The following is a 2,097-nucleotide window of genomic DNA, read 5'->3' on the forward strand; positions in this document are numbered from 1 at the left end:
GATGTGGTCTTGCCAGAATTGCGATTTATTGATTGTGCTCATGGATGGCTCCTCAGTTAAAAACAGAAGAGTAATGCTGTAGTGGAACGATTATTAGATGTGGTTTATTGATCGCTTACCTCCTTCCTCCGCAGGGGTGATGACAATTTAAAATCTGACGTTCAACGTCATACCTGCGAAGGCAGGTATCCAAATGAGCGCTAGCGAATGCTTTTGGGTCTCCGCCTCCCGCCCCGCATCAAATCTTATTCAGGCTTTTATCTTTCTCCAGCTGATAGCTCTGTAGGTCTTCGGCAAGCATTAGATTGCCTCGGTAGTGCTCCCGGGCTTCCATGAAAAGATCTTTCACGGTGTGCTGGGCTTTGTGCTTACTTTTGGATGATTGATGGCTGCGGTAGCGCTGGCTGAAGTGGGTGAGTATCAGGTGAGGGAGTGCGGTATCAGCGGCGGTCTTGGCGACCATGGCGGCGGTGCTGTGCATGTATTGGGGGCCAACTTTGGCGAGGACGTCTTCGGTGAAGGTGGCTTCGTGTATTAATAGGTCGCTGTCTTGTAAGGCTTGATGCAGCAGGCTGGGCTGGTCGTTGTCGCCGCCAACCACTATTTTGCGCGCTGGCCAGGCTGGGGTGCAGACGTCTTTCGCGTAAACGGTTTCGCCGTTATCCAGTGTTATATCTTCACCTTGTTGTAATTGGTGCCACAGGGGGCCGCGGGCTACGCCTAGGGCGTCCAGTTTGGCTTCGTCTATGTGAGTCGGCGGTATTTCTTTGATGTGGTAAGCGAAGCAGGGCACGCGGTGAGACATGGCTACTGCGCTAACGTCTATTGCGCCATCGTTGTAATGGAAGTCATCTTGATCACTGCGCACAAAATGCAGTGGGAAGCGCAGATTGTGAACGTCGGTGTGGGCAAAGGTATTTCGCACGTACTGTTCAATGCCGTCTGGGGCGCAGATGGTGAGAGCCTCGGTGCGGCCGCTCATATTGGCGCTGGCAATGAGACCGGGTAGGCCATAGCAGTGATCGCCGTGAACATGGGTGATGAAGATGGTCTTGAGCTTTGCGCTGGAGTGAGGGCTATGTAGCAGGCGGTGTTGAGTGCCTTCACCGCAGTCGATCAAATACCATTCACGATTGTCATCAATGGCCAGCGCGAGTGCGGTGACGTTGCGCTGCGCCGTTGGCGTGCCGGCGCTGGTGCCTAAAAAAGTAAAACGCATAAATTCGGTATTGTTGCTCTGTGTTGCTGTTCATTGTGGGCTAAATAGCTTGGCGTTGCTTGAGTATTTGTAAAGTATCTGGCGACGGCTGGGCTTCTAACATGGCAGTAATGCTGTCGATTAGGTTGCTCGCCATAAAGTCGGTGTCGCGCATCATGGGGTCTAATTGGCGATTTTTGCGCACCCGCGCATGGTCAGAGATGCCGTGAAAGGCGAGTACATTCATCATTAATATACGTTGCTGGCCAATTTCCGGGGGTAAATGGGTTAATTGATTGGCGGCGAGCTTGGCGAGCTTGGTTTCTCTGGGTATTTGCAGGGGGTGGGCATCCTGCCGGCTGTAGCCAAGGGTATTGCTGGCTATCAGCTCGGCGCTAATGTGGATGTAGGCTTCACCGCCGTCGGGGTCTTCGAGCTTGTCGAGTAAGGGTGCAACGATGGCGGTGGCTAACGAGCGGGCGATGGGTTGCGCGGTGTTCTGAAGTTCGTCTATTAATTCGGCCCGTTTGGCCGCTACGCCGGGGCTGTGTTTGTCGAAAATAGCCTGTAATAGGCCGGTTTTGTTCCCGAAATGGTATTGCACGGCGTTGCGATTGTTTTGGTTGGCTTGCCGGGTGATGGTATTGACCGATACTGCCTCAAAGCCTTGATCGGCAAATAATAGCTCTGCGGTGCGAACAAGGGTTTCACGGGTTCGGAGGCTGCGGCTGTCTTTGATCGTGCTTACATTCATGTTGTCACCATTTTTTGCGGTGCCGGTCGTTCCCTAAGTTGTTGGTAAGCTTAGCAAAAAAGCCAAACTTATAAACCGTGTTAGACCTTGTGTGACGTTAAAATTACGCGCAAACTCCCGCGCCCTCCTGACTGTAAGCATAGCC

Annotated in this window: 2 protein-coding genes; both read right to left on the reverse strand. The window is 52.6% G+C overall.

The genetic code is table 11. The features are described 5' to 3' along the window. Nucleotides 1-238: 238 nt before the first annotated feature. Nucleotides 239-1,219, reverse strand: coding sequence for a ribonuclease Z (locus tag ABYT30_RS18695; RefSeq protein ID WP_373083616.1), 981 nt, complete (start codon nucleotides 1,217-1,219; stop codon nucleotides 239-241). A 40-nt stretch (nucleotides 1,220-1,259) separates the two neighbouring features. After that, entirely contained in the window at nucleotides 1,260-1,952 is a 693-nt protein-coding gene (locus tag ABYT30_RS18700) for a TetR/AcrR family transcriptional regulator (RefSeq protein WP_373083615.1), read from the reverse strand. Nucleotides 1,953-2,097 lie beyond the last annotated feature (145 nt).

The organism is Zhongshania sp. (assembly GCF_041623545.1).
Lineage (GTDB): Bacteria > Pseudomonadota > Gammaproteobacteria > Pseudomonadales > Spongiibacteraceae > Spongiibacter.